The organism is Sphingomonas sp., from assembly GCF_030145815.1.
Lineage (GTDB): Bacteria > Pseudomonadota > Alphaproteobacteria > Sphingomonadales > Sphingomonadaceae > Sphingomonas.
Genome location: NZ_JAIXHL010000004.1, coordinates 191,743 through 209,506, shown reverse-complemented (window position 1 = coordinate 209,506; position 17,764 = coordinate 191,743). Strand labels below are relative to the sequence as shown.

General features: G+C 66.3%; 14 protein-coding genes and 1 pseudogene. 3 read left to right on the top strand and 12 right to left on the bottom strand.

Features of this window, described 5'->3' with window-relative positions:
• Positions 1 to 125: 125 nt before the first annotated feature.
• Positions 126 to 965 (top strand): annotated as a pseudogene (locus KYX69_RS05525) (quinone oxidoreductase); the annotation flags it as partial.
• Between the two features lie 3 nt (positions 966 to 968).
• Here KYX69_RS05525 and KYX69_RS05520 read toward each other — a convergent pair.
• Together KYX69_RS05520 and KYX69_RS05515 are read right to left on the bottom strand one after the other, a co-directional pair.
• Complete coding sequence (locus KYX69_RS05520) at positions 969 to 1,580, bottom strand: flavodoxin family protein (protein WP_300494697.1); 612 nt, start codon at positions 1,578 to 1,580, stop codon at positions 969 to 971.
• A 35-nt stretch (positions 1,581 to 1,615) separates the two neighbouring features.
• Positions 1,616 to 2,911 (bottom strand): M20/M25/M40 family metallo-hydrolase, encoded by a 1,296-nt coding sequence (locus KYX69_RS05515; RefSeq protein WP_300494731.1) that lies wholly within the window; start codon positions 2,909 to 2,911, stop codon positions 1,616 to 1,618.
• Positions 2,912 to 3,037: 126 nt separating this feature from the next.
• On the opposite strand from KYX69_RS05515, the gene KYX69_RS05510 reads away from it, so the two are divergent.
• Positions 3,038 to 3,832 carry a hypothetical protein gene (locus KYX69_RS05510; RefSeq protein ID WP_300494694.1) on the top strand — a complete coding sequence of 265 codons (795 nt, stop codon included), beginning with the start codon at positions 3,038 to 3,040 and terminating at the stop codon, positions 3,830 to 3,832.
• 40 nt (positions 3,833 to 3,872) lie between these two features.
• Here the strand turns inward: KYX69_RS05510 and KYX69_RS05505 are convergent, their stop codons facing one another.
• The 5 genes from KYX69_RS05505 to KYX69_RS05485 all read right to left on the bottom strand — a co-directional run bounded on the left by KYX69_RS05505 (position 3,873) and on the right by KYX69_RS05485 (position 9,825).
• Positions 3,873 to 4,922 carry a phytase gene (locus KYX69_RS05505; RefSeq protein WP_300494692.1) on the bottom strand — a complete coding sequence of 350 codons (1,050 nt, stop codon included), beginning with the start codon at positions 4,920 to 4,922 and terminating at the stop codon, positions 3,873 to 3,875.
• A gap of 2 nt (positions 4,923 to 4,924) precedes the next feature.
• Positions 4,925 to 7,267, bottom strand: coding sequence for a TonB-dependent siderophore receptor (locus KYX69_RS05500; protein WP_300494689.1), 2,343 nt, complete (start codon positions 7,265 to 7,267; stop codon positions 4,925 to 4,927).
• Positions 7,268 to 7,429: 162 nt separating this feature from the next.
• Positions 7,430 to 7,831 carry a hypothetical protein gene (locus KYX69_RS05495; protein ID WP_300494686.1) on the bottom strand — a complete coding sequence of 134 codons (402 nt, stop codon included), beginning with the start codon at positions 7,829 to 7,831 and terminating at the stop codon, positions 7,430 to 7,432.
• Positions 7,832 to 7,945: 114 nt separating this feature from the next.
• Positions 7,946 to 9,358 (bottom strand): type I glutamate--ammonia ligase, encoded by a 1,413-nt coding sequence (gene glnA / locus KYX69_RS05490; protein ID WP_300494682.1) that lies wholly within the window; start codon positions 9,356 to 9,358, stop codon positions 7,946 to 7,948.
• A gap of 128 nt (positions 9,359 to 9,486) precedes the next feature.
• On the bottom strand, positions 9,487 to 9,825 hold the full coding sequence (locus tag KYX69_RS05485; protein WP_224923404.1) for a P-II family nitrogen regulator: 339 nt from the start codon (positions 9,823 to 9,825) through the stop codon (positions 9,487 to 9,489).
• A 289-nt stretch (positions 9,826 to 10,114) separates the two neighbouring features.
• Here KYX69_RS05485 and KYX69_RS05480 point away from each other — a divergent pair, with 289 nt between their 5' ends.
• Positions 10,115 to 11,929: a DUF885 family protein gene (locus tag KYX69_RS05480; protein ID WP_300494676.1), complete on the top strand. Its 1,815-nt coding sequence runs from the start codon at positions 10,115 to 10,117 to the stop codon at positions 11,927 to 11,929.
• 7 nt (positions 11,930 to 11,936) lie between these two features.
• Here the strand turns inward: KYX69_RS05480 and KYX69_RS05475 are convergent, their stop codons facing one another.
• From KYX69_RS05475 to map, 5 genes are all read right to left on the bottom strand, one after another.
• The gene (locus tag KYX69_RS05475) at positions 11,937 to 13,301 is read right to left on the bottom strand and encodes a hypothetical protein (RefSeq protein WP_300494673.1); all 1,365 of its coding nucleotides are present in this window, start codon (positions 13,299 to 13,301) and stop codon (positions 11,937 to 11,939) included.
• A complete protein-coding gene (locus KYX69_RS05470) occupies positions 13,298 to 15,283 on the bottom strand; it encodes a hypothetical protein (RefSeq protein WP_300494671.1) in 1,986 nt (661 codons plus the stop codon). Before KYX69_RS05470 ends, KYX69_RS05475 begins: the two co-directional genes overlap by 4 nt.
• Positions 15,284 to 15,396: 113 nt before the next feature.
• Positions 15,397 to 16,566: an NAD(P)/FAD-dependent oxidoreductase gene (locus KYX69_RS05465; RefSeq protein ID WP_300494668.1), complete on the bottom strand. Its 1,170-nt coding sequence runs from the start codon at positions 16,564 to 16,566 to the stop codon at positions 15,397 to 15,399.
• A 136-nt stretch (positions 16,567 to 16,702) separates the two neighbouring features.
• Positions 16,703 to 16,885: a hypothetical protein gene (locus KYX69_RS05460; RefSeq protein WP_300494665.1), complete on the bottom strand. Its 183-nt coding sequence runs from the start codon at positions 16,883 to 16,885 to the stop codon at positions 16,703 to 16,705.
• Entirely contained in the window at positions 16,885 to 17,712 is an 828-nt protein-coding gene (map, locus tag KYX69_RS05455) for a type I methionyl aminopeptidase (protein WP_300494662.1), read from the bottom strand. The genes KYX69_RS05460 and map overlap by 1 nt, the downstream gene beginning before the upstream one ends.
• Between the last annotated feature and the right edge of the window lie 52 nt (positions 17,713 to 17,764).

Here is a 17,764-nt window from a genome sequence, read left to right as displayed (position 1 = left end):
TCCGACCAGGACACGATCAGATCCGGCTGAACATCCCCATCACGCCTCATCGCCATCGCTGCAGCCTATCTCGTCCTTCAATACTCTCTCTGAATCAGACGGACCCGACTTCGTCAACGGGCTGCTATCACCGTTCAGGCCTGTATCCGGTGCCGCTGCCCAGCGGCCTGGGCAGCGAGGCGGCCGGGGTGGTCGAGGCAGTGGGGGAGGGCGTCACCGCCGTCGCGGTGGGCGATCGCGTGACGACCTATGGCCCCGCGCTCGGCGCCTATGCCAGCGCGCGCAACGTCGCGGCGGATGCGCTGTTGCCGATCCCCGAGGGCATCGGGTTCGACGTGGCGGCGGCGGTGACGTTGAAGGGCTGCACGGCGGAGTATCTGATCGAACGCTGCGCGCGGGTGCAGCCGGGGCAGACGGTGCTGGTCCACGCCGCCGCCGGGGCGACCGGGCAGCTGATCGTCCAGTGGCTGAAGCATATCGGCGCAACGGTGATCGGCACGGTCGGGTCGACGGACAAGGCCGAGCGCGCGCGGGCGATCGGTGCGGATCATGTGATCGAATACAAGCATGAGGATATCGCCGCGCGGGTGCGCGACATCACCGGGGGTGAAGGCGTGCCGGTGGTGCTCGACGGGGTCGGTGGCTCGACCTGGGAGGCTTCGCTCAAGTCCGCCGCGCGGCGGGGGATGATCGTCAGCTTCGGCAATGCCGGTGGGCCGGTGACGGGCATCAATCTGGGGACGCTAAGCCAGCATGGCTCGCTGTTCGTGACGCGGCCGACGCTCTATCACTATTATGCGACGCCGGAGGAGCGCGCGGCGGGTGTGGCGCGGGTGTTCGATCTGGTCGCGCGCGGCGTGCTGCAGGTCGAGATCGGGCGGCGTTATGCGCTGGCGGACGCAGCCGAAGCGCATCGCGCCATCGCCGCCGGGGAGACGATGGGCGCGACATTGCTGATCCCGTGAGCGTCAGCCCTCGCCGGGATAGGGCTTGGCCTTGAGCAGCCCGGCGAGGTGCGCGGCGTTGCCAGCGACCATCGCGGCGGTCTCGGTGACCTTTTTCGGCGTCTTGTCGAGATCCTGAAAGTCGGTCGAGCCCATCGCTTCGCCGACCCAGTAACAGGCGGCGATGGCGGGGATGGTGTAGCCGACATCGTTCAGCGCCTGGAACAGCTGGGCCGAGCTGAAATGCGCGCCGTCTTCATTGCCGACGATCGCGGCGACCGCGACCTTGGAATAGCTCGGCATGCGCCCTTGATCGTCGGTTTCGGAGATGAAGGCGTCCATCCGCTCGAGCACGCGTTTGGCGATGCTCGAAATCTGACCCATCCAGATCGGGCCGCCGAAGATCAGGATATCGGCGGCGAGGATCTTTTTGCGCAGCGCGGGCCAGGCGTCGCCATCACCCTCGTCCGAAGACACGCCGGGCTTGATGTCGAGCGCGGCGACGCGGACGATTTCGGTGATGGTAACGTCATGCTTGGCGAAGGCGTCGGTGAGGAGCGCGATCATCGCATCGGTGGAGGAGCGCTCGGACTCATCGGCCTTGAGCGTGCAGTTGAGGGCTAGGGCGTTCAGCATCCCCGCATGACGCGCGGGGACGCTAAAGCGTTCCGTCAGTTGCGCTTTTCGCGGCTCAATCGGGTGATGAAGGCGGCGCTGCGCAGGGCCTGGAGCGGGATCGATTTGAGATCCACCCATTCGCCCTCGGCATGCGCGTTGCCGCCTGCGACGCCGAGCCCGGCGAGCGTGTCGACGTCCGCCGCGACGAAGGCGCTGTCGGCGGCACCGCGGCGGGCGGGGTCCATTTCGGCCATTTCGGGGAGCTTCAGGTCGCGGTTGACCGCGTTGAGCTTGGCCAGCAGCGCACGGTTGCCGTCGGTCGGTGCCATCGGCGGATAGCCCTCCTGAAAGTCGAGGCTGGCGGTGGTGCCGGGCAGGTTCTTTGCCACGATCGCCTGCATCGCCGCGCGGGTCTTTGCCTCCTGCTCCGGGGTCAGAGCGCGCAGGTCGCCGCGGGCGACGGCTTGCGCGGCGACGATGTTGGTCTTGCCGCCCGCGCTGACCTGATAGTTGTTGTCGGCGAGCGTCGCGGGGGTGCCGGCGGCCATCACGCCGACGTTGAAGGTCAAATTCTGCTCGGGGAGAGTGCGGCGGAATTCGTCGAGGATGCGCGCCAGCTCATACGCCGCGCCATAGCCGAGCGAGGCGCCGAACACGCCGCTGCTATGCCCGGTCTTGCCGGTGGTTCGCAGCGTCCAGTTGGTCGAGCTGCGGCGCGCGACCGTGCCGGTGTCCTTGCCATCCTCCCGCGCGAGATTTTCATATTCCAGCGCGACATCGGCCCATTTGCCCGCAGCGATCAGGTCGCGCCGGGCGATGGCGAGCGGGGCGCCGGTACGTTCTTCGTCGCCGGTCAGCACGATCTTGATATCGGCATGTTTGAGCGTCCCCGCCGCCTGCATCGCGCGCATCGCGGCGATGATGACGACGATCCCGCCCTTGTCGTCGCCGATGCCGGGGCCGGTCGCGCGGTCGCCGTCACGGACGAATTTCTGGAAGGGGCTTTCGGGTTCGAACACGGTGTCGAGATGCGCGATCAGCAGGATGCGCTTGCCCTTGCCATTGCCCTTGTGCGTCGCGACCAGATGCCCGGCGCGGCCGGTTTCCTTCATGTCGATCCACTCGACCGCGAAGCCCAATGGCTCCAGCTCGGCGCGCACCATTGCGCCGACCTTGGTCACGCCATCGATGTTGAGCGAGCCGGAGTTCTGATTGACGAGGCGTTCGAGCAGCGCGACGTGCCGGTCGTTTTCGGCGGCGATGGTCGATGCCATCTTCTGTTCGGCGGGGGACTGCGCGGCGGCGGGGGCGGCGAGGAGCAGGGCGAGCGGGGCGAGGGCGCGGAACATGTTGCCAGTAAAGCCGCTTGGGCTGCGCACGGCAAGGCCGGGCCAATACTTCATTTTGGATGAAATTGCCTCCAAACAGGATGGTAACTGCCCGCGCGCGCGTTAGATCGGTGCGCGGGGGTGCCGATGTTTCGATGGTTTGGGCCGAAGCTGCCGATCGACCGCGATGAGTTCGAATGGCTGCTCGCCACCTTTGCCTGGCTGATCCAGACGGTCGATCGCGACAAGGCGTATCGGGAGGCGGTGCTGATCCTGCCGACGCGCGATTTCTTCCCACCCAGCGCGGCAGAGGGGCATGACCGCGCGATTGAGCTGTTCGAGCAGGTGCGCGCACATGCCGGCATGGCGGCGTGGGAGTGCGCGCTGGTGCCGGGCGAGGAGGAGCGCGAGACCTGGGTCGCGCCGGGCCATGCGCTGAAGCACGACTACAGCCCGCCGGGCGGGACGTTCGGCCATGATGGCGAGCAGGTCGTCATCACCTACAACCCCTCCGCGCTCGCGCGACCGGCCGATCTCGTCGCGACCTTCGCGCATGAGCTGTCGCACTATCTGATCCACGCCGATGGCAGCATGCCGCCGGGCGGCGCGGCGCTGGAGGAACATGCCACCGATGTCGCGGCGGTGTTCCTGGGCTTTGGCGTGTTCATGGCCAATGGCGCGAAGAATTTCGCGCAGTTTCACCGGGATGGCGAGCAGGGCTGGGAAATGCGGCGGCAGGGCTATCTGAGCGAGGAGGCGTTGACGGCGGCGCTGGCCATTTTTGTGCGGATGGCGGGGGCCGAGGCGGCGGATGCCGAAGCCGAGCTGAAAGACTATTTGCGCGGGGTATTCCGCAAGACGCTTGCGGTGATCGACCATGATTATCCGGCGCTGCGGGCAACGCTCGAGACGGCGGACCTGAGCGACTGGACAACGGAGTAGGATTTGGCCGCGCGACCCGAAGGCGCGCGCGGCCGTAACCTTATTGGATTCCCAACGCCGCCTTGATGTCCGCCCAGGCGACATATTTGAAGTTCTGGGCCTTGGGCGGGTTGTAGCCGTCCTGCGCCACGAACAGGCCGCCGGGATAGTTGGGACCGAAATCGCCGGGAGCGAAGTCGATCCCGTCGGTTTCTTCCGTAGCGCCAATGGTGCTGCCCGCGGCGATCCGGAAGCGACCGACATAGGAGTCGTCGGACAGGCGATAGACGGTGTAGGCGTGGTCGCTCTGGCTGGAGACGATCACATAGCCGCCATTGCCGGTGCCTTCCGGCGCTAGGGTCACGCCCTCGACATCGATCACCAGCTTTTGTCCGTCGGCGGGCGCGATCAGCGTGCCCGCGACCGGGCCATCGGCGCGCGCGTCGAAGCGCCACAGCCCGACATTCTCTTCGCCGACATAGAGGCGGCCCGTGCGGTCGTCGGCGGCGCAGCCTTCGGACTGGGTGGCGAGCTTCATCGTGCGGACGATGGTGCCGGTGGGGGCCGCGCCTGACAGGTCGAGCGCGACTTGGCGGATCGTGCCGTCTTTGATCACGTTGAACGCGTGCAGCGTGCCGCCGCTGGCCATCAGGCAGACGCCATAGGCTTCGCCTGCGCCGACCGGGACGGTGCCGAGCGGGATGAGCTTCACCGCTGCGGTGTCGAGGCGGAACAGCGCGAGTTTGGCGTTCTTGCGGTCGTTGCGGTCGCTTGCCGCGACGATGATGCCGAGCGGCCCCATGTCCTTGAGGTCGACATTGTTGACCTGACCCGCGTCGATGAAGAACCGGTCCTTGCCGGTCAGGTCATAGACGTGAAGGCCGGCCTTCTTGTCGGTGCCGACGATCAGGCTGGCGGCGGGGTCCGCCGGGTTGCGCCAGATTGCGGGATCGTCCGCCGCATCGGCATTGGACGTGCCGACCGCATCGGTCTCTCCGCGCGCCTGCACGCTGGCGGCGGGGGTGGTGGGGACCACCGGGAGTTCACGCCCGGTGGTTGCACAGCCTGCTGCCAGCAGCGGCAGCAGGGCGAGGGTGAGGTGCTTGATCATGATCAGAAGGCCAGACGTGCCATGACCTGGAACACCGGACCAGCGGTCTCGCGCTCCAGCTCATATTCGTCGAAATTGCGGTCGATCTGGTCCTGCGTCGTGTTGAACTTGTTGAAGCTCTCCGCCTTGGCCCCGTCGAGCAGGTTGGACCCGACCGCGCGGATGGTGAAGCGCTTGCCGAAGCGTTTTTCGACGAAGATTTCGAGGTCCGCGCCATAGGTGGTGCGCACTTCTTCGGCGACGAAGCGGTCATAGGCCGCACCCTGCTTGCGATAGGTCGCACCGAACGCCGCGCCGAAGCTGGGGATGTCCTGGATGAAGCCGAAATTATACACGATGTTCGACTGGCCGTTGAAGCGGCGCTCGCCCAGCTCGTCGGTGATGTCGCTTTCGAGCAGCGAGAGGTTACCGAACACGCCGGTGTCGGGGAGGCCGAGGAAGCCGAGGCTGGTTGAAACGTCGAATTCGACGCCATAGACCGTGCCGTCGCCGGTGTTGCGCGGCTGATAGACCCAGGTGCGGTCGCCCGTGGGATCGTCGGCAGCGCCGGGGACGCCGGTGTTGGCCAGCTCGATCAGGTCGCTGATGCTGCGGTAGAAGATGTTGACGCCGATCACGCCGGTGCGGCCGAGGCGATGCTCATAGCCCAGGTCCGCGCCCCACGCCGATTCCGGCTTGAGCAGCGGATTGCCGAGGAAGTCGTTGTCGCCCAGTTCTTCCTCAAGCAGGACCGGCGACGCGTCATCGAAGCGCGGACGGCGCACGGTGCGCGCGCCCGAGATGGTCACGCGACCATCGCCCAGCTCGATCTTGGCCGAGGCGCTGGGCAGGAGATGGTTGTAGTCGGTGTCGATGCTGGCGCCGCCCGGCGTCAGGTCGCGGATCGCGACATTGGTGTTTTCCCAACGCACGCCGACTTCCCACTTGATCGCGCCCGACTTGCCCTCGACCAGCGCGAACAGATCCTTGCGCTGTTCCTCGATCGTGCTGAAGCCGCCGAGGATCGGGGCAAAGCCGGTGAACTCACCGACGAAGCTCTCGGGGCTGCCCGAGAACTGGCTGTAGCCGGTGTGGAGCGAGGTGGCCATGTTGAAGCGCTGGCGCGTCGCTTCGACGATCCGGGTGTCGCGGTCCTTGTCCTGATAGAAGCCGCCGAACACGATATCGAAGCCTTCACCGGCGGGCACCTTGTGCTCCAGCCCGAACGACAGCTCCTTGTCGACGATGCGCGTGTCGAAGCGGTCACCGGTGAAGCGCGGGGCCGAACGGTCGAACTCGATCTCGTTTTCGGTTTCCCACTGGTCGTCGATGAACTTGGCGAAGCCGGCCTTGAGCTTGGTCTCGCCCGCGGCCCATTCATGGCTGAGCTTGGCGGCGAGGCTGTAGTTGTACTGGATGATGTTGTTGATGTTGGAATTGTCGGCCTGCAGGTTGCCGCCCGCGCCGTTGCGGACCGAGCCGCGCGAGCCGGTTTCGGTGCTGTAGTCGAACGACCGCTCGGTTTCGAGCCGGTCGGTGTGGACCCAGAAGCCCGACAGTTCGAAATCGGTGGTTTCGGTGTCGATCGAATAGCTGGCGTTGAGCGCATAGTCGGTGCCGTTGCGGACGTCCGACTGGTCCTGGCGATTGTCGAATTCGTTGGTCGCGTAGTTCGGATCATTCTCGGGCGAGTCGCCGTAGCGCAGGCTGAACTTCTTCTTGGGGTTGTAGCGGCCCTGAAGGTTCGCGCCGATCAGCAGGCGGCCCGGGCCGACTTCCGTGCCGAACACTGCGCCGATGCTCGGCTTGACCTTGCCGTCGTCGAAGTAGAGCGCGCCGCCGCGGATGTAACCGCCGTCGAGCTGATAGCCGTCACGCAGCACGATGTTGAGCGTGCCCGCGACCGCGTCGCCGGTGCGGCGGGCGGAGGAGGAGCGGACGATCTCGACCTGCTTGACCAGTTCGGCCGGGATGCGGTCGAGGAAGAAGCTGCGGTCGGCGTTGGTGCCGGGCACCTTTTCGCCGTTGATCAGGATCTGAGTGTAGCCGGGGTCGAGGCCGCGCAGGCGGGCGCCGTCGCTCTCGATCACGTCGGACAGGAAGGTCACCGACGGGACGCGCTTGAGGGCGTCACCCGCGGTCAGCGGTTCGAAGCGCTGGAAGAAGTCCTGGTCATAGACCAGCTCGGGCTCGGCGCCTTCGCTGCGGTTGCGATAGGCGATGGTGCCCTTGACCACGATTTCCTCGGCGGTCTCGATGCCGTCGTCAGCGGCGGCGGGGGCGTCCTGCGCCAGCGCGGGCGCTGCCGTCGCGAGCGCGATGGTGGCGATGCTGGCACCCGCCAGCGACGTGAGAATCGATTTCATTGTGTCCCCCGAGATGAGTCGAGGGCGCGCCTAGGTGACGGGCGTGTCAGTTCCGCGTGATTTGCGTTTCAGGACGGTGGCGTAACGATGACTCTTTCGTGACGTTGCGCAGAGGTAACGCGGCAAGAAGCGTTGGCGACCGCTTTGGTGGTCGGCATGCCGTCAGCGCTTGGGTCCCTTTGGCGTCTTGGGATTCGGACTTGGGGTGGCCGCAGGAGTGGCGGGCCCGCCGAGGGCGTTGACCTCTACCCGCACGTGACCCTCCGCGTCGGGGGTGAAATATGTCGTCTCAATCCCCATCGTGCGGAAGGACACCGCGATACTGGGCTGCATCGTGAAGCTCGCGGCCTCAATCGCAGTTTGATGTGCGGATTGAGCGGCGACATCGGCCAGCGCGTGCGGCTGGATGCCGGGGATGTCGTTCGGAACCTGTGTGTTGATCCCGGCAAGCGCGTCGGGGAGCGGCGGGATTGGCAGCTTCGGATCTGACATCATCGTCTCCAACTTGAGCGGGCGGGCATCGCGCCCCTCCTTTGGATCGATCATGCTGCAAATGATCGTCATGCGAAACGAAATTCGGCGGGTCGTCCCGCGTCACCACGAAAAACGCCCGGGCCTTTCGACCCGGGCGTTGCTGTCCGGCGCCGCCTCCCCCGAAGCGGCGACGAAGATCGGCACTTAGGCCGAGTAGTACATGTCGTATTCGACCGGCGACGGCGTCATTTCCCAGCGGGCGACGTCGGCGCGCTTCAGCTCGATATAGGCTTCGATCTGATCCTTGCTGAACACGTCGCCCTTGAGCAGGAAGTCCATGTCCGCCTCGAGGCTGTCGAGCGCTTCGCGCAGCGAGCCGCACACGGTGGGGACGAGGCTCAACTCTTCCGGCGGCAGGTCGTAGAGGTTCTTGTCCATCGGGTCGCCCGGATGGATCTTGTTCTGGATGCCGTCGAGGCCGGCCATCAGCAGCGCCGCATAGCAAAGGTACGGGTTGGCCAGCGCGTCCGGGAAGCGGAATTCGACGCGCTTTGCCTTGCTGCCCGCGCCGTAGGGGATGCGGCACGAGGCCGAGCGGTTGCGGCTCGAATAAGCGAGCAGCACCGGGGCTTCGTAACCCGGCACCAGGCGCTTGTAGCTGTTGGTGGTCGGGTTGGTGAAGGCGTTCAGGGCCTTGGCATGCTTGATCACGCCGCCGATGAAGTAGAGGCACATGTCGCTGAGGCCGGCATAGCCATTGCCCGCGAACAGCGGCGTGCCCTTGTCCCAGATCGACATATGGGTGTGCATGCCCGAGCCGTTATCTTCCTTGATCGGCTTGGGCATGAAGGTCGCGGTCTTGCCATAGGCATGGGCGACCTGATGCACGACGTACTTGTAGATCTGCATGCGGTCGGCGGTCTGCACCAGCGTGCCGAAGGTCAGACCCAGCTCATGCTGCGCCGCAGCGACCTCATGGTGATGCTTGTCGCAGGGCAGGCCCATTTCGAGCATGGTCGAGACCATCTCGCCGCGGATGTCGACCGCGCTGTCGACCGGCGCGACGGGGAAGTAACCGCCCTTGGCACGCGGACGGTGGCCGAGGTTGCCGCTTTCATATTCCTTGCCCGAATTGCCGGGCAGTTCGACATCGTCGATCGCATAATAGCTGGTCGAATAGCTGTTTTCGAACCGGACATCGTCGAACATGAAGAATTCGGCTTCCGGGCCGACATAGACGGTGTCGCCGATGCCGAGCGACTGGAGATACGCCTCCGAGCGCTTGGCGGTCGAGCGCGGGTCGCGGGCGTAGAGCTCACCGGTCGAGGGTTCGACGATGTCGCACACCAGGATCAGCATCGGGGTGGCCGAGAACGGATCGGTCCAGACTGCGTCCAGATCGGGCTTGAGGATCATGTCCGACTCGTTGATCGCCTTCCAGCCTTCGATCGACGAGCCGTCGAACATCAGGCCGTCGGTCAGCTCATCCTCGCCCAGCACGCTGGCGACCATGGTGAGGTGCTGCCACTTGCCCTTGGGGTCGGTGAAGCGCAGGTCGATCCATTCGATCTCCTGATCCTTGACCATCTTCAGAATGTCGGCGGCGGTATTAGCCATGGAACCAAGCCCTTTCTGTTTTGTCCCGATCCGCCCCGGTTCAGACCCGGGTGCGGAGAATCATATTGCGCTGCGGCGCAGCTTCGTGAAATTTTTGCAGTGCGTCAATTCGGCGCGCTGCGGAGCGATCAAATCGCGTTCTCGTCGCGCTCGCCGGTGCGGATGCGCAGCGCGGTTTCGATGGCGGTGACGAAGATCTTGCCATCGCCGATCCGGCCGGTCTGCGCGGCATTGGCGATCGCCTCGACCACGCGCTCGGCAAGGGCGTCTTCGACCACGACCTCGAGCTTCACCTTGGGCAGGAAGTCGACGACATATTCCGCGCCACGATACAGCTCGGTATGCCCCTTTTGGCGGCCGAAGCCCTTGGCCTCGGTCACGGTGATGCCTGAGACGCCCACTTCGTGAAGCGCTTCCTTCACCTCATCCAGCTTGAACGGCTTGATGATGGCTTCGATCTTTTTCACGGTTTCTTCCCTCTGTGACGTGGTGCGAGTCCCGATCGGTCCGGTTCCGCGGCCAGGGTGGCCGTGGAATGGTTCACGATCAAGTGGAACGCCCCTGTCGCGCGACTTTGCATAGGGCGTGCCAGTTTGCTGGATCGCGCAAATGCTAAGGGCGGACGCGAGCGCGGGTTAACAACTGCCTAACAAATGGGCAATCGCGCGGGTCGGTTGCGCGATTGCGGTGCAACCTTGCGCGCGCGATGGGCGGGTGTAATGTCCGGATATTACACCTAATCGCCAAGGATGTCCGATGCGCGCTGTTCCGCTTGTTCTCGCCGCCCTCCTCGCGGGCGTATCCGCCCTCCCAGCCGCCGCGCAGCTGCAGCCCGCCCCGGAGGCACTGCCCGGCGAAGGGGTGGAGGATGCGAAGCTCAAGGCGCTGTTCCATGCCAGCGACGAGGCGTCGCTCAAGCGCCAGCCGCTGATGGCGCTGTTCCGCGGCGACCTGCGCTATGCCGACCAACTCGGTGAATACTACACGGACGCCTTCATCGCGGCGGAGAAGGCGGCGAACGCCGCGGACCTGGCGGCGCTGCGCACGATCGACCGGGCGAAGCTGACCAAGGTCAACAGAATCGCCTATGACGTGTTCGAGGCCGACCAGCTGCGCACGCAGAAGGGCTTCGACGACAAGATTTTGGCGGTGAGCAAATATCTGCCGATCGACCATTTCACCGGCTTTCAGGCATTCTATCCCAGCTTTGCGTCGGGCGAGGGCGCGGCTCCGTTCAAGACGGTTGCGGATTACGAGAATAACCTGAAGCGCAACGTCCAATATGCCGCGACCTATGACCGGGTGATCGGCCTGTTCCGCGAGGGTATGCAGCGCGGGATCGTCCAGCCCAAGCTGGTCGTTACCAACATGATCGGTCAGTTCGACAATCTGATCGCGCAGGGGGTGGAGGAATCGGTCTTCTACGGCCCGGTCAAGAAATTCCCCGAAGGCATTTCGGCGGCGGATCAGGCGCGGCTGAAGGCGGCCTATGCCGCGCAGGTCCGCGACGTGATCGTGCCCGCGCACAAGAAGATCCGCGACTTCCTGGCGAACGAATATCTCCCCGCCGCGCGCGACAGTGTCGGGACGTCGGCGTTGCCGGGTGGGGCGGCGCTTTATGCCTATGCGATCGAGAGCAACACGACGCTGCCGCTGACCGCCGATTATGTGCACGACCTGGGGCTGTCGGAGGTCAAGCGCATCCTGTCGGAGATGGAGGCGCAGAAGGCCAAGGTCGGGTTCAAGGGAACGTTGCAGGAGTTCTTCACGCACCTGCGCACCGACAAGCGGTTTCAGCCGGAAAGCGCCGATGCGCTGCGTGCCGGATATGAGGCGATCGGCAAGCGTGTCGATGCGCGGATCGCTGAGCAATTCTCGCTGATCCCCAAGACCCCGCTCGAGATCCGCCCGGTCCCCGCCTATCGCGAAAAGACCGATGCGGCGGGCAGCTATTCGTCCGGAACGCCGGACGGATCGCGGCCGGGGGTGTTCTACTTCAACACCTACGACCTGCCCACGCGCTACACCTGGGGGATGGAGACGCTGTACCTGCACGAAGGCGCGCCGGGGCATCATTTCCAGATCAGCCTGGCGCAGGAGAATGCGGCGCTGCCCGCCTTCATGCGCTTCGGCGGCAACACCGCCTATGCCGAGGGTTGGGCGCTCTACGCCGAGACGCTCTACACCGAGCTGGGCGTCGCGGTGGAGCCGTATCAGCGCATGGGCGGCCTGAACGACGAGATGCTGCGCGCGATGCGGCTGGTGGTCGATAGCGGGCTGCACGCCAAGGGGTGGAGCCGGGAGAAGGCGATCGATTACATGGTCACCAACTCGCCCATGTCGCGCACCGACGCGGTGGCCGAGGTCGAGCGTTACATCGCAATGCCGGGCCAGGCACTGGCCTACAAGATCGGCCAGCTGACCATCCTGAAGGCCAAGGCCAAGGCGAAAGCGGCGCTGGGCGCGAAGTTCGATCCACGCGGCTTCCATGCGGCCGTGCTGGACACCGGCGCGCTGCCGATGCCGGTGCTGGAGAAGAAGATCGACGATTGGGTGGCGGGGGTGAAGTGAACCGGAGCTAGCGGCTCGCCTTCCACGCCGCCTCGACCATTAGCCGGGCGGCTTGCCGACGGCGATTGGCCCGCGCGGTATCGGACGGTGCAACGCTGGCTGCGTCGTCAAGGAAACGGCTTGACGTGCGTGCGGCGAGCGCGGCGCGGGCGGGGGGCAGGGCGTCGCCAGCGCGACCCGCGCGGAGCAGTGCGCGCGCGAAGGGATCGGCGACCTCCAGCGATTGCGGCGTGGCTGCACCATAGGAGGCGACCGTTCGCGACCACAGCGCGGCATAAAGCGTGAAGGCTTCGCTCTTGTGTTGAAGTGCGAGATTGTGCGCCAGCGCGAGCGTCGCGGTCCGGATTGCCGATTCATCGACGGTGGTGCCGGCTGACGCGGCGACGGCGTCGCGTTGTTGGCGGCGGATGGGCTCTGCTGCCTCAGCCCGTCCGGTCGTCTCCAGCAGGTCGGCCAGCTGTCGCCTGGCGTTCTCGCCGTGATAGGTCCAATGGGGTTCGATGCGCTGGAGCGCGGCGGGGGCGAGCGCGATTGCCCGGCGTAAGGTCGCTTCAGCGCGCGCGGGCTCGCCAGCCGCCACCAAGGCGCGCGCGAGCAGAAGGAATCGGTTGATTGGCCGGAAGTCGTTCAGATCGTCGGCGACGGGGCGTTCGACCAGTTCCGCCGCATAATCGACCGCCGCCTGTGCCCGCCCGCGCGCGATCAGCACGCGGACCATTGCGTCATCAAGCGGGTCGGCGAACATCTTGTCGCACGGTCCCGCTGCGCAGCCTGCCAGCAACCGGCGATAGAGGAGCTCGGCTTCCTCTGGCCGTGCGAGCGCTTCGAGTGCAAGGCCAAGCAGGAAGGCCGGTCTCCAGCCCGGCGCCGAGATTGCTTCGTTCTGCATGTGCGGATCGGCCAAGGCGCGCAGATGCGGCTCTGCCTCGCCCGCATAGCCCTCATTAAGAAGCGCCGTTGCCAGCATGAGCCGCACGGTGGGCGCCGAGATGACGATCAGGCCGCGCCGCCCGAGCAGACCGCCGAAATCCTTATATCCGGGGTGCATCATTGCGTCGTAGGCAATGCGGTAGATCGCGATCGGTGGGCGGTCGTGACCAAGATCGACCGACGCGATATCGAGCAGCATGGCGATCGCGGCTGGCGCAAGCGGTGCGTTGGCGGGCTGACCGGTCGCCTGCCTGATGGCCTGTAGGGCGCGTTCGGTGTCGCCGCGATCGAACCAGGTGGCGATTTGAAGATCGCTCGGCTGGGTGATGTCGACAGGCGCCCCGCGACCGATCGAGCCTCCGCCTTTCTGGGCGAATGCCGGGGACGCTGCTGCCGCCAGCAGCGCAAGGGTTAGCATGCGGCGGGTCGTGAGCGGGATCACCCGCCGGCCCCGCTCGCCTTCCACGCCGCTTCGACCATCAGCCTTGCGGCTTCGGTGCGTTTGCGGGCCAGCGCGAGGTCGCTGAGGTTGGCGCGGGCGGCGTCGCCGGTGAAGCGGGCGGAGGTGCGGGCGGCGAGCGCGATGCGGGCGGGGGTGAGGGCGGCGCCGGGGCGGCCGGACTGGAGCAGCGCGCGGGCGAAGGGTTCGGCGACGTCCAATAGCTGCGGACTGTCGGTGCCGTAGATGCGGGTGGCGGCGGCGATACGCTCGGCGAACAGCTTTGCGCCTTCCTCCTTGCCCTGCAGCGTCAGGTTGGCGGCGAGTGCGCGCAGGGCTTCGGTGCGGTATTCGCCTTCCCACGGGATCATGTCGTTGCCCTCGATCTTCGCCAGCAACAGGCGGCGGATCGGCTCGGCCTGCGCGGCGCGACCCTGGCGTTCGAGGAGATGGGCGAGGCGGGCGCGGGCGAAGACGTTCGGATCGTCGAACATCGCGGCAATGTTCATCTTGTCGTCGCTGTCGCCCAGCGCCAGCGCCTCGCGCGCATGCGCCTCGGCCTCGGCGAGCGCACCGGATGCCTCGAGCGCGTCGGCGCGGGCGAGCAGGTAGAACATGCGCCGCCATTCATTGACGTCCTTTGCGGCGCGGACGCGGGCGATGCCGTCGGCGGTGAAGGCGAGCGCGTCGGCGACCAGTCCGCGCGCGAGCAGGGTGCGGGTGATCCCGGCGAACGCCTCACGCGAGTCATTGCCCTCGAAATTGTCGTAGCGCAACGAGAGCGCCCAGATGCGGCGGTAGAGGAGTTCGGCCTCGGCCATGCGGTTCTGGGCCTCCACCGCGCCGGCAAGTTCGATGACATAGCCCAATGCGCCGTTTGACTCCGGGCCCCAGCGTTTCTCGGCGCTGGCGAGCAGGCTGGTCAGGATCGGTTCGGCCTTGGCCGGGTCGCCGGTTTCGACATAGAGGTTGGCGAGGATCGATCCGGCATTTTGCAGCGCGAGGTCGTCGAATTTGAGCAGGCGCAGATAGATCGGCCAGACGCGTTCATAGATGGCGATGGTGGCGGCGTTGCCGCTACCGGTCTGACCAGCGACCTCGATCAGCCGGTCGGCGGCGCGGCGGGTTAGGGCGCTGCCGGGGCTGTCGCCGACCAGTTGCTGCACGGCGCGGATACCGGCGTCGACTTCGCCCATTGCGAACATCAATGCGAGTTCGGCGTCGGCGGGCGGGGTGCCGGGCTTGCGCGCCTTGGCAAAGGCGGCGCGGGCTCCGGCAAAGTCTCCGGCGGTGCGCAGGATCACGCCCTGCACGCGGTAGAGGTCGCGCACCGGATCGGGCGCGCGGGCGGCGGGGCGGTCGAACGCGGCGATGGCGAAGGCGACGAGGCGCGCGGCGCGGGGCTTGTCCTGCCCACCCCAATTCTGGACGCTGACCGCACGCTGCGCCATGTCCTTGGCGAAGGCGGTTTCGAATGCCGGGTCGGATGCGGCGAGGAACGGGGCGATGAAGGCGCGGGCGCGGGCTTCTTCTTCGGCGAGGACGAGGCCGTAGGTCATGTAGAACAGGTCATCGATATCGTCGGGTTTGACCGCGCCGCTCTCCCCGGTTCGCTCCGCCGCGCGCAGCAGATTATAGGCGCTGGTCCGCCACGCCCAACCGGAAAAGGTCGCGAAGTCGCGTGCCTTCATCGCCGCGCTACGAGCTTCGAGCCAGCGCGAGTAGACGTCGAACTGGGTCATGTCCTGAAGCAGGGCGACATCGGCGGCGGGGCCGGCAAGGGCGATGGCTTCGCGGATCAGCGGCGCGGCGTCGGCGCGGCGGCCGGCGATGAGATGTTCGGTTGCCTGGATAAGCAGGGTGTCGGCGCGGGCCTGAGTTTCGGGTGGGACGGCGGGGAGCTGGACTGCGGGCGGGGCAGGGGCATCCTGCGCCTGCGCGGGCAAGGCGACGAGCAGGCCGACGGCCAGAACGGTGGTACGCATGCGATCCTCCCGCGCGGCGTTGTGGCAGCGGGTGGCGGAGGCGGCAACGGTCGAAATCGGGCGGGGCTTCCGCTTTTCAATCCTGCCCCGCAAGGGGGAGGGTTGATCGAGACTTATACCGCCATTCCCGCAGCCCAGCCGCTCGACCAGGCCCATTGGAAATTATAGCCGCCGAGCCAGCCGGTGACGTCGACCGCTTCGCCGATCGCGTAGAGGCCGGGGACGGTGCGGGCTTCCATGGTTTGCGACGATAGGTCGGCGGTGCTGATGCCGCCGATCGTCACTTCGGCCTTGGCATAGCCTTCGGTGCCGTTGGGGTGGAAGGTCCAGGCGGCCAGCTGGCGCTCGGCTTCGGCTAGGCGCTTGTCGGCCGTGTTCTGGAGTTCACCGTCGAGCGCGAGTTGGTCGGCGAGCGTGTCGGCGAGGCGGTTGGGGAGGGCGTCGCCGAGCAGCTTGCGCAGCGTCGTGCGCGGTGCGGCGTGTTTGGCTTGCGTCAGCCAGCCAGGGGCGCGGTCGGGGAGGAAGTCGATTTCGACCGGTTGGCCGTGCCGCCAATAGGAGCTGATCTGCAGGATCGCGGGGCCGGACAGGCCGCGATGGGTGAAGAGTGCGGCTTCGCGGAAGCTGGTTTTCCCGGCACGGGCGGCGACTGGGGCGGCGACGCCGGAGAGTTCGCGGAACAGCACTTCGTCGCCGCCGAGGGTGAGCGGGACGAGCGCGGGGCGGGGTTCGACCACCTTGAGGCCGAACTTGCGCGCGAGGTCATAGGCGAAGCCGGTCGCGCCCATCTTGGGGATGGAAGGCCCGCCGGTGGCGATGACGAGCGCGCGGGCGGTGGCGGTGCGGTCGCCCCAGGTGACGGTGTAGCTGCCGTCGGCGTGGGTCACGTCGCGGATCGCGTGGCCGAGGGCGATTTCGACGCTGCCCTTGTCGCACTCGTCCAGCAGCATCGCGACGATCTGCCTGGCGCTGCCGTCGCAGAAGAGCTGGCCGAGCGTCTTTTCGTGCCAGGCGATGCCGTGGCGATCGACCAGCTCGATAAAGTCATGCTGGGTATAGCGGCGCAGCGCGGACTTGGCGAAATGCGGGTTGGCGGAGAGGTACCGGTCGGGCGCGATGCCGAGATTGGTGAAGTTGCACCGCCCGCCGCCGGAGATGAGGATCTTTTTCCCGACCTGATCGGCATGGTCGATCAGCAGCACGCGCCGCCCGCGCTGGCCCGCGGTGAGCGCGCACATCAGGCCGGCTGCGCCTGCGCCGAGGATGATGGCGTCGTAGGTCATAATCCTCCCCGGAACGGGGAGGTGGCAGCGCGCAGCGCTGACGGAGGGGGCCCGAGGCGATGGAATCCGTTGCCTCGGGCCCCCTCCACCATCCTGCGGATGGTCCCCCTCCCCGTTCCGGGGAGGATTGGATCGTTCACCGCAACTTCGCGATCGACAGGCCGTCTTCCTTGGCGCGGTCCCTGACCGATTCCTCGCTGCGGGTCAGCGCCTTGGCGATGGCCTTGAGCGCCATGCCCTTCTTCGCCAGCGTGTGCAGCTTCTGAATCTCGTCCTGCCGCCAGGGTTGGCGGTGACGTTCGAACTTTCCTTCGGCCATTATGCGTAGGGCGGGTTGTGGCGGCCGGTGGGCGACTGGGTAAAGATTTCGCAGCCGGTCTCGGTGATCCCGATCGAATGTTCGAACTGGGCCGAGAGCGAGCGGTCGCGCGTCACCGCCGTCCAGCCATCGTCGAGCAGCTTCACGTCCGGGCGACCGATGTTGATCATTGGTTCGATCGTGAAGAACATGCCGGGCTTGAGCTCAGGCCCGGTGCCGGGGCGGCCGACATGGACCACTTCGGGCGCGTCATGGAATACGCGGCCAAGGCCGTGGCCGCAGAAGTCGCGGACGACGCCGTAGCGGTGCTTTTCGGCATGGCGCTGAATCGCGTGGCCGATATCGCCCATCGTGTTGCCGGGCTTGGCCATTTCGATGCCGATCATCAGGCATTCATAGGTGACGTCGACCAGCCGCTTGGCCTTCAACGGCACATCGCCGACGAGGTACATGCGGCTGGTATCGCCGTGCCAGCCGTCGAGCAGGGGCGTCACGTCGATATTGACGATGTCGCCGTCCTTCAGCGTCTTGTTGCCCGGAATGCCGTGGCACACGACATGGTTGATGCTGATGCAGCAGCTATGCGTATAGCCGCGATAGCCGAGCGTCGCCGGGACCGCGCCGCCGTCGAGCGTCATGCGGCGGACGATATCGTCCAGCTCCGCCGTGGTCACGCCGGGCACGACATGCGGCACGAGCGCGTCGAGAATCTCGGCGGCGAGCTTGCCTGCGGCGCGCATGCCAGCGAACCCGTCGGGGCCGTAGAGTTTGATCGCCCCGTCGCGGGCGAAATTGGTGTCGGCGGTTACGGCAACATATTCAGTCATGCGCGCCATATAGGGCCTAAAGGGCAACTTTGCGAGCGCGGAGACGCACGCT